The organism is Paracoccus marcusii (genome assembly GCF_006151785.1).
Lineage (GTDB): Bacteria > Pseudomonadota > Alphaproteobacteria > Rhodobacterales > Rhodobacteraceae > Paracoccus > Paracoccus marcusii.
On the sequence record NZ_VDDD01000128.1, the window covers coordinates 1 to 9,915 of the forward strand.

The window sequence follows — 9,915 nt, forward strand, 5'->3', positions numbered from 1 at the left end:
CACTGTCCCCAGGCTGTCGAGACCGACGATGCTGCAGCTGTTCTTGCCCAGGTCGATGCCAACGATCACAATGATCATGGTCCGCTCCTTCCTCCATTGAACACCGACATCCTACACGGAGATCGGCGGGAGGGGCGGACCATCCATAAAGGGGGCGGACCCATGGGCCGCCCCCTTTGTCATGCGTGACGCCGGCTCATTCCGCGGCGATGTCGGTGGCGGTGGGATAGTCGGTGTATCCCTCGGCGCCGCCTGCATAGAATGTGGCCGGGTCCTGGTCGTTCAGCGGCAGGCCGCGGCGGAACCGTTCGGGCAGGTCCGGCGTCGCGATGAAATCGCGCCCGAAGGCCACGGCATCGGCGCGACCCTCGGCTAGCAGGGCCTCGGCGCTTTCGCGGGTCAGACTCTCGTTTGCGATGACCGGGCCGCCGAAGGCGTCGCGGATGGCGTCCAGCAGGCTGTCCTCGGCCACGCGTTCGCGCAGGCACAGGAAGGCCACGCCGCGCGCGCGCATGTCGCGGGCGACCTGCGTGAACAGCGCGCGGGCATCGCTGTCGCCCATGTCATGGCTGTCGCCGCGGGGCGCCAGGTGGACACCGACCCGGTCGCCGCCCCAGACGCCGACCACCGCATCGGTGATCTCGTTCAGGAAGCGGACGCGGTTCTGGATGTCGCCGCCATACTGGTCGGTGCGGGTGTTGCTGCGGTCCTGCAGGAACTGGTCGATCAGATAGCCGTTCGCGGCGTGGATCTCGACCCCGTCAAAGCCCGCGTGGCGCGCGTTCTCGGCCGCCTGACGATAGGCCTCGACGATGCCGGGGATCTCCTCGGTGGTCAGGGCGCGGGGCGTGACATAGGCACGCTTGGGACGCAGCAGGCTGACATGCCCGCCCGGCTGGATCGACGACGGCGCCACCGGCAGCTGCCCGCCCAGCAGCTGCGGGTCGGAAATGCGGCCCACATGCCACAGCTGCAGGTAGATCAGGCCGTCGCGTTCGTGCACGGCCTGGGTCACCTTCGACCAGCCGGCGATCTGGTCGTCGTTCCAGATGCCGGGCGTCGCCTCGTATCCCACGCCCATCGGCATGATGCTGGTCGCTTCGGACAGGATCAGGCCGGCGCCGGCGCGCTGGCGATAGTATTCGACCATCAGGTCGTTGGGCACGCGTGCATCGCCCGCCCGCGACCGGGTCAGCGGGGCCATCACGATCCGGTTGCGCAGCGTCACCGCCCCCAGGGTCACGGGTTCGAACATCGAGGACATGCGGGTCCTCCTTTCTTGATCTTGCTTGTGGGGCCGTCCGGCCCGGAATGTCAGTGCGGGGCGCCCTGCGCCCCACGGGCCTTCAGCTGTGCGTGACGCGACCCGATTTCAAGGGCGCCTGCCGCGTCGTCACATCGCCGTCACCGGCGCGAAAAAACGCGCGCGGGCGGCGGGGTTGGCCTTCCATGTCGGTCGGTCCGCGACTATCCAGAAAGCCATGGATATCATGTTGCTGACTGCCTTTACCGCGGTGCTGTTCCTGCTGATCGCAGCGGCGGAACCCCTGGCCGCACGCCTGCGCCTTCCGTTCAGCGTGATGCTGGCGGCGGTGGGTATCCTGATCGGCGGCGGCGCCCTGTTCCTGCTGCGCACCAACGTGACAGAGACGCTGAATCCGGTGGCGGTCGGCATCCTGTCGCTGCCGATCCGGTCCAGCGTGTTCATGTACGTCTTCCTGCCGACGCTGATCTTTCAGGCGACGCTGGAGATGAACATCCGGCGGATGATGGATGACTGGGTGCCGATCCTGACGCTGGCCGTGGTGGCCGTCGTGGCGGCGACCCTGACCATCGGTTTCGCGCTGCACTGGATCGGGGGGCTGCCGCTGATGGTGGGCCTGCTGATCGGGGCGATCGTGTCGACCACCGACCCCTCGGCGGTCGTCAGCATCTTCCGCAGCCTGTCCGCGCCCAAGCGCCTGTCCCGCATCGTCGAGGGCGAGTCGCTGTTGAACGACGCCGCCGCCATCGCGCTGTTCGGCCTGTTCCTGACCTATGTCATGCTGGGCGTCCCGAACCCGCAACTGGGCGAGGCCCTGGGCCAGTTCCCCGGCCTGATCGTGGGCGGCGTGCTGGCCGGGTGGCTGGTCGCGCGGATCGCGCTGGCGTTGATGAGCCTGTTCGGGCGGTTCGAGACGGCGCAGATATCCGTTTCGGTCGCGGTCCCTTACCTGGCCTATATCGGCGCGGAACAGCTGCTGGGCGCGTCGGGCGTGATTGCCGTCGTCGTGTCCGGCCTGACGCTGAACCTGATGGGTCCGGGCCGCCTGGCGCCTGCATTCTGGGTCAACCTCAAGGAGGTCTGGGGCTTGCTGGCGCATTGGGCCGGGGCGCTGATCTTCATCCTGGCGGCGCTGCTGATCCCGCGCCTGCTGGGCGAGGTGCGGCTGAACGACCTGTTCCTGGTCGGCGTGGTGGTGATCGCGGCCTTCGTCGCGCGGGCGCTGATCCTGTTCGTGCTGCTGCCGATGCTGACCACGCTGCGCCTGTCGCCCAAGATCCAGCGCCCCTATCGCGTGGCGATCATGTGGGGCGGGCTGCGCGGCGCAGTCACCCTGGCGCTCGCCCTGGCGGTGACCGAGAACCTGCGCGTGCCGGTCGAGACGAAGCGCATCGTCGGCATCCTGGCCACCGGCTTCACCCTGTTCACGCTGATCGTGCAGGGCACCACGCTGCGCGGTGTCATCGCCCTTCTGGGGCTGGACAAGCTGTCGCCGCTGGACCGGGCGCTGTCGAACCAGGTCGTCGCCGTGGCGCTGCAGTCGGTGCGCGAGGGCGTCGCCTCGGTCACCGAGAACTATGACCTGACCCGAGAGACGGTGCGCTCCGAAGCCAAGCGCTTTGCCGCCCGGCTGGACAATGCCGTCGAGGCCGCCGAGGCCGAGGACAATGCCGAGATCCTGGACCGCGACCGCATCACCCTGGGCCTGATCGCCCTGGCCGCGCACGAGCGCGAGATGATAGTCCAGCGGTTCCGCGAACGGGCGATCTCGGCGCGGCTGTCGGAGCAGGCGCTGTTCGACGCCGACCGGGTGATCGAGGGCGCGCGTTCCGGCGGCCGCACAGGCTATCAGCGCGCGGCACGGCGCAATCTGCGCTATGGCCCGGCGTTCCGGTTCGCGGCCTTCCTGCGCAACCGCATCGGCGTGGCCGGCCCGCTGGCCCGCATGACCGCGGACAGGTTCGAGATGTTGCTGGGCAAGCGTTTGATCCTGCGGGATCTTCACGGGTTCATCGACCGCCGCATCCGCCGCATTCACGGTCGGCGCGTGGCCGAACTGCTGCACGAATTGCTGCAGCGGCGGATCGAGGCGGTGGAGACCGCCCTGGAGGGTCTGCGCCTGCAGTTTCCCGGCTATGCCGAAGAGCTGGAGCGCCGCTTCATCCGGCGCACCGCCCTGCGGTTGGAGGAGCGCGAGTACAACGCCCTGCGCGACGACGGCCTGATCGGCGCCGAGGTGCACATCCAGCTGATGGACGATGTCCGCCAACGGCGCCAGCAGTCCGAAGGCCGCCCCAAGCTGGACCTGGCCCTGCGCAAGAACCAGGTCGTGCGGCAATTCCCGCTGTTCGCCGATCTGGACGATGCCGAACTGAAGCGCCTGAGCCGAGAGATCCGCACGCGTTACGTCAATGCGGGCCATGTGATCACTCGCAAGGACACGCCCGCGCGGTCGGTCTTCTTCGTGGCTTCGGGCGCGGTCGAACAGGAGGTCGCGGGCCAGACCGCGCGCCTTGGCCGCGGAGAGATGTTCGGCCAGATGGGCGTGCTGACCCGCCGCATCCGCAAGGCGGAGGTCCGCGCGATCACCCCCAGCACGCTGTTGGTGCTGGACGAGGCCGGGTTCCGCCGCCTGCTGAAACGGTCCGCCGCGCTGCGCAAGGCGGTGCGCGACAGCGTCGTCGGCAAGACCGTCGCCGGAGAGGTCCTGCGCATGCCTGAACTGGCCCAGGACGCCCCGCTTGGCGAGACCGCCGCAAGCGGCTAGACCGGGGCGCAAGACCCACGGACGACAAGGCCCCCCACGCATGGACATCTCTGCCCAGACCGCCACCCGCATCGCCCGCCAGATCGCGACAGAGATCGGCGCCAGCCCCGCGCAGGTCACGGCCGCCTCCGACCTGCTGGACGGGGGCGCGACGGTTCCCTTTGTCGCACGTTACCGCAAGGAGGTGACGGGGGGCCTGGACGACACGCAGCTGCGGACCCTGGCCGACCGCCTGTCCTATCTGCGAGAGATGGAGGCGCGGCGCACGGCGATCCTGGGATCGATCCGCGACCAGGGCAAGCTGACCGACGATCTGTCCCGTGCCATCGGCGCGGCCGAGACCAAGGCCGCGCTGGAGGACATCTATCTGCCCTTCAAGCCCAAGCGCCGGACCAAGGCAATGATCGCGCGCGAGAACGGTCTGGAGCCGCTGCTGCGCGCGATCCAGGCCGATCCGTCGCGCGATCCGGCGACCCTTGCGCCCACCTATGTGACGGGCGCGGTCGAGACGGCCAAGGCCGCGCTGGACGGCGCCCGCGACATCCTGGTCGAGGAGCTGTCGGAAAATGCCGAGGTTCTGGGGCCGCTGCGCGAGTTCATGCGCGGCAATGCGGTGATCGCCGCCCGCGTGGTGGCCGGCAAGGAGGAGGCGGGCGCCAAGTTCAGCGACTATTTCGCGCATTCGGAAACCTGGTCGGGCATTCCGGGCCACCGCGCGCTGGCCATCCTGCGCGCCGCCAAGGAGGAGGTCGTGACCATCGACATCGCCCCCGAACCGGACACCGGCACGGCGCGGGCCGAGGGGATCGTGGCGCGGGGTCTGGGCGCGGTCGGGCAGGGGCCGGGCGCCGACTGGCTGCGCGGCGTCGCGGGCTGGGCCTGGCGCGTGCGGCTGTCGAACACGATGTATATCGATCTGCTGACCGAATTGCGCGCCCGTGCCCATGCCGAGGCGATCCAGGTCTTTGCCCGCAACCTGCGCGACCTGCTGCTGGCGGCACCCGCCGGGCCGCGCGCGACCCTGGGGCTGGACCCGGGCATCCGCACGGGGTGCAAGATCGCGGTCGTGGACGGCACCGGCAAGCTGTTGGACACCGCGACCATCTATCCGTTCCAGCCCAAGAACGACCTGCGCGGGGCCGAGGCCACGCTGGCGGCGCTGATCGCCAGGCATGGCGTCGACCTGATCGCCATCGGCAACGGCACCGCCAGCCGCGAGAGCGAGCGTCTGGTCGCCGATGTGCTGAAGCGCCTGCCCAAGGGGGTGAAGACGCCGACCAAGGTGATCGTCTCCGAGGCCGGGGCCTCGGTCTATTCCGCGTCCGAACTGGCCGCGAAGGAGTTTCCCGGCCTGGACGTCTCCCTGCGCGGCGCGGTCAGCATCGCGCGCCGGTTGCAGGACCCGCTGGCCGAACTGGTCAAGGTGCCGCCGCAGTCCATCGGTGTGGGGCAATACCAGCATGACGTGGACCAACGGCAGCTGGCAAAATCGCTGGAGGCCGTGGTCGAGGATGCCGTGAACGCGGTAGGCGTCGATCTGAACACGGCCTCTGCGGCGCTGCTCACCCATGTCGCGGGGCTGGGGCCGTCGCTGGCGCAGGCCATCGTCGCGCATCGGGATGCCACCGGCGCCTTCCCGTCCCGCGCCGCGCTGAAGAAGGTCGCGGGTCTGGGCCCCAAGGCGTTCCAGCAATGCGCGGGGTTCCTGCGCGTCCAAGGGTCCGAACCGCTGGACGCATCGGCCGTCCATCCCGAAGCTTACGGCGTCGCGCGCAAGATCGTGGCCGCCTGCGGGCGTGATCTGCGGTCGCTGATGGGCGACAGCACGACGCTGAAGTCGGTGCGGGCGCAGGATTTCGTCACCGAGGATTTCGGCCTGCCCACCGTGCGCGACATCCTGTCGGAGCTTGAGAAGCCCGGCCGCGACCCGCGCCCCGGTTTCGTCACCGCGACCTTTGCCGACGGCGTCGAGGCGATCGGCGACCTGCGCCCGGGCATGTCGCTGGAGGGGACGGTGACGAACGTCGCGGCCTTTGGCGCCTTCGTCGATATCGGGGTGCATCAGGACGGGCTGGTCCATGTCAGCCAACTGGCCGACCGCTTCGTGAAGGACCCCCACGAAGTGGTCAAGGCCGGCGACGTGGTCCGCGTCCGCGTGACCGAGGTGGACGTGGCCCGCAAGCGCATCGGCCTTACCATGCGCAAGGACAACGCCCCCACCGACCGCCCGGCGCGCGAGACCGCGAAGCCCGCGCCCCGTGCGGCGCAGGCCGCGCCCAAGGGGGCGGGCGCATTCGGTTCGGCCCTGGCCGACGCGCTGCGCAAACGCTGAGGGGATGGCCATGAGCGTGCTTGACGACACCGATCACCGCGCTTTTCTGGCGCGCGACGCGCGCCGGGCGCTGGATTTCTTCGATGCCAGCATCCGGCCCGAGGGCGGCTTTCATGTGCTGGACCTGGACGGCACGCCTCTGCCGGGCACGGTGCAGGAGCTGCATACGACCACGCGGCTGGTCCATTCCTATGCGCTGGCGCAGATGGCCGGGCGGCCGGACCGCGCGGGGATCGTGGATCAGGGCATGGACTGGCTGTGGCGCGCGCATCGCGACACCGATCACGGCGGCTATCTGTGGGCCGTGGACGGCACCGCGCCGGTCGAGGGGCCCAAGCTGGCTTATGGCCATGTCTTCGTGCTGCTGGCCGCGTCCAGTGCCAAGATGATCGGGCACCCGGATGCGGATCGCCTGCTGGCCGACATCACGCAGGTGCTGGACCGCCACTATTGGGACCACGACGCGGGACTGTTCCGCGACGAGTTCACGCGCGACTGGCAGGCGTTCTCGACCTATCGCGGCATGAACGCCAACATGCACGGGGTCGAGGCGCTGCTGGCCGCGTTCGAGGCGACCGGCGCGCCTATCCATCTGGACCGTGCCGGGCAAATCCTGGATTTCTTCATTGCGGGGCAGGCGGCGGCGCATGGCTGGCGCATCCCGGAACATTACGACGACCGCTGGCGGCCCGACCATGCCTATGCCGGCAACCCGATGTTCCGCCCCGCCGGCACCACGCCGGGCCACAGCTTCGAGATGGCGCGCCTGCTGCTGCACTGGTGGGATCTGGCCGGGCGCCCCGACACAGGCGCGGTCGCGCAGGCGCGTGCGCTGGTCGATACGGCGCTGGCGGATGCCTGGGCCGACCGGGGCGGGCTGGCCTATACGCTGCGCGACGGGCGCGTGGACAATCCGGCGCGCTATTGGTGGCCGGTGACCGAGGCGATAGGCGCGCTGGCGGCCCTGATCAAGCTGGACCCCCGACCCGGCGACGGCGACTGGTACCGCCGCCTGTGGGCCTTTGCGGACGGGCATCTGATCGACCATGCCCGCGGCGGGTGGTTCCCCGAACTGGGCGATGACGACCGCCCGGCCGCGACGCAGTTCAGGGGCAAACCCGACATCTATCACGCGCTGCAGGCGGACCTGCTGCCGCTGGCGCGGGGCGTGTCGCAACAGGCGCGCGATCTGGCCCGCACATGTCCCTTGCGTGACGCGGCGGGCCTTGGCTAACCTTTCCGTGCCGTCCGGATTGGTCCTTGACGTGACCGGGCCGGAGGGCCAAGCGGGACGTCAAGCGGCGGGCCGGGATAGGCCCGCGTCACTGTCGGGTTCATCCATGGTTCCAACCGATCCGAATTTGCGCGCGATCGACCTGCTGGCCGGGTCCGAAGCGGGATTCGCGCTGTCGGTTCTGGATGCCTCGCCGGATTGCATCAAGCTGCTGGACCCCGAGGGGCGGCTGATCTTCATGAACGGCAACGGGTTGTGCGCGATGGAGATCGACGATTTCGCCAGCGTCGATCAGCGGCCTTGGCCGTCGATGTGGCCGCCCGAGGCGGACCGGATGCTGAACGACGCGATGCAGGCGGCGCTGACCGGCGCCGTGACCCGGTTCGAGGCCTTCTGCCCAACCGCGCGCGGCACACCGCGCTGGTGGCACGTCACGGTATCGGGGGTCCGGGACGCGGCGGCCCGCGTGGTGCGCATCCTGGCGTCGTCGCGCGACGTGACCGACAGCGTGACCATCCGACAGCAGCTGCAGCAGGAGGTCGCCCGCAAGGACGAGGCCATCGCCCGTCAGCACATCCTGATGGGAGAGATCGACCACCGTGTGAAGAACAGCTTTGCCGCGGTCATCGCCCTTCTGCGGATGCAGGCGCGCCAGCAGGCCGGTGGCCCGGCAGGCGCGCAGCTGTCCGATGCGGCGAACCGCATCTCGACCCTGGCGCGGGTGCACGACCAGCTGCACCTGGACCCGGGCAGCCGCGATGTCAGCCTGCGCGATTATGTCGGGGCGCTGGCGACCGACCTCGCGCAGGCCCTGGAGGTGACGATCACCGTGGACGACGCGCTGGCGGGCGATCTGCGGGTGACGGCGGGGCAGGCGGCGGCGATCGGCCAGATCCTGGCCGAACTGATCGGCAATGCCGTCAAGCACGCGCATCCGGGCCGGCGGCCGGGTCTGTGGCTGGACCTGGCGCAGAACGCGGGCGCGTTGAGCGTTACGCTGTCGGATGACGGGCCGGGCCTGCCTGCCGGGTTCGACCCGGATGCGGCGCGCGGGCTGGGCATGCAGATCTGCCTGATCTATGCCCGCCAGATGGGCGGTGGGCTGGATCACGGTGCCTCTGACCGGGGCGGTGCCCGGTTCCGCGTCACCGTGATGCTGGATGCGGCTGCGTCATCCTGACGCCCGCGGAACCAAGCCGCCGCTTGACGATTGACAATGGCCCCGCAAGCGGGCACGGCTCTGCCCCTTTCCCGACCCACCCCAACCTGACAGGAGCCGCCGATGCGGATGAAGATCGACGTGACGCTTGACTATGCGCTGGAATCGCCCGGGCCCGCGCTGCTGCTGATCGAGGCGGCGGGCGTTCACGGACAGATCCTGAACCGCACCAACATCGACCTGGGCCAGCCCCTGAAGCTGGCCCGCGTTCCGGCCGAGGAGGGCATCGGCGAACGCATCGTCATGCGCCTGCAGGATCGGCTGACCTGCCGTTATTCGGCCGAGGTCCAGGTGACCCGCCCGCGTCCCGATCTGGCCAGCCTGCAGGCCGTCGAGGTCGAGGACATGCCCGGCGACGCGCTGCGCTATCTTCTGCCGTCGCGCTATTGCCAGTCGGAACGGTTCGGGCACTTCACCGGCTCTCGGTTCGAGGGGCTGACGGGCGGCCCGCTGGTGGCCGCGATACGCGATTGGGTGGAACGCAACCTGGACTATGTCGCCGGAACCAGCGACGGGGACACAACGGCTGCGGACACCTTCCTGGACCGGCGCGGCGTCTGCCGGGACTATGCGCATCTGCTGATCGCGCTGTGCCGCGCGCAGCAGATCCCCGCGCGCATCGCCAGCGTCTACGCCCCCCATGTCCAGCCGCAGGATTTCCACGCCGTCGTGCAGGTCTATCTGGGCGGCGACTGGCACCTGGTCGATCCAACCGGCATGGCCGATGCGGACCAGATGGCCCTGGTCGCGGTCGGGCGCGACGCGGCGGACGTGGCGTTTCTGACCACCAACTCGGTCGCGGAACTGCGCACGCAAAGCGTCGAGGTCATGCTGTTCTGATCCGTCAGAGCAGCGCCGCCGTGGCCAGCAGCAGCGCCGCGACCATCGTGGCGCGACGGATCAGTGCGATGCCACGGCGCAGGTCCGCCGCATCCGGGTCGGGCGCAGCGGCATTCAGCCACGGCTCGTCCGCGACCCGGTCGGCATAGACGCGCGGACCCGACAACCGGCAGTCCAGGGCCCCGGCCATCGCGCCCTCGGGCCAGCCGGCGTTGGGCGACCGGTGGGCAGACGCGTCGCGCAGCGCCACCCGCAGCGC

The 9,915-nt window shown here is 69.7% G+C and carries 7 protein-coding genes; 5 read left to right on the forward strand and 2 right to left on the reverse strand.

Going from position 1 to position 9,915, the window contains the following annotated elements; all coding sequences use genetic code 11:
• Positions 1-196: 196 nt before the first annotated feature.
• The gene (locus tag FHD68_RS15630; RefSeq protein ID WP_127898566.1) at positions 197-1,264 is read right to left on the reverse strand and encodes an alkene reductase; all 1,068 of its coding nucleotides are present in this window, start codon (positions 1,262-1,264) and stop codon (positions 197-199) included.
• 217 nt (positions 1,265-1,481) lie between these two features.
• On the opposite strand from FHD68_RS15630, the gene FHD68_RS15635 reads away from it, so the two are divergent.
• The 5 genes from FHD68_RS15635 (at position 1,482) to FHD68_RS15655 (ending at position 9,656) form a co-directional block, all read left to right on the forward strand.
• Positions 1,482-4,031, forward strand: a complete 2,550-nt coding sequence (locus tag FHD68_RS15635) for a cation:proton antiporter (protein WP_127898565.1) — start codon at positions 1,482-1,484, stop codon at positions 4,029-4,031.
• A 40-nt stretch (positions 4,032-4,071) separates the two neighbouring features.
• A complete protein-coding gene (locus FHD68_RS15640; RefSeq protein ID WP_139086176.1) occupies positions 4,072-6,363 on the forward strand; it encodes a Tex family protein in 2,292 nt (763 codons plus the stop codon).
• A 10-nt stretch (positions 6,364-6,373) separates the two neighbouring features.
• Positions 6,374-7,597 carry an AGE family epimerase/isomerase gene (locus tag FHD68_RS15645; RefSeq protein ID WP_371705432.1) on the forward strand — a complete coding sequence of 408 codons (1,224 nt, stop codon included), beginning with the start codon at positions 6,374-6,376 and terminating at the stop codon, positions 7,595-7,597.
• Between the two features lie 106 nt (positions 7,598-7,703).
• A complete protein-coding gene (locus FHD68_RS15650; RefSeq protein ID WP_164871433.1) occupies positions 7,704-8,777 on the forward strand; it encodes a sensor histidine kinase in 1,074 nt (357 codons plus the stop codon).
• 102 nt (positions 8,778-8,879) lie between these two features.
• Positions 8,880-9,656, forward strand: coding sequence for a transglutaminase-like domain-containing protein (locus FHD68_RS15655; protein WP_127898561.1), 777 nt, complete (start codon positions 8,880-8,882; stop codon positions 9,654-9,656).
• 4 nt (positions 9,657-9,660) lie between these two features.
• Here FHD68_RS15655 and FHD68_RS15660 read toward each other — a convergent pair.
• Positions 9,661-9,915 (reverse strand): cobalamin biosynthesis protein (locus FHD68_RS15660; protein ID WP_139086178.1); only part of this gene is annotated, 255 nt, incomplete at its 5' end.